Annotated in this window: 1 protein-coding gene; it reads left to right on the top strand. The window is 61.6% G+C overall.

All coding sequences use genetic code 11. The features are described from left to right. Nucleotides 1-229, top strand: a 229-nt coding sequence (locus SAZ04_RS23210; RefSeq protein WP_332700199.1) for a hypothetical protein, incomplete at both ends; no start/stop codon positions are given.

Below are 229 nucleotides of genomic sequence, written 5' to 3' on the forward strand. Positions count from 1 at the left end.
CTGACGATCATCGCTGTCTTGATCGCCACGGTTTCAGGTCTCCTTCATTGGCGCTCCGAGAAGCGGCGCATCCTGGATGCCATGGTGCTCGGAGCCGATCAGCTTTCCAAGAGCATCACCAGCGCGACGTGGCACGCCATGCTGGCCGACAACCGCACGGCGGCGTACCAGTCGATGCGCACCATTGCCGAAAAACAGGGCATCGACCGCATCCGCATCTTCAACCGCG

The sequence above is a fragment of the Halalkalibacter lacteus genome, assembly GCF_036663595.1.
Taxonomy (GTDB): Bacteria; Bacillota; Bacilli; order Bacillales; family Bacillaceae_D; genus Halalkalibacter; species Halalkalibacter lacteus.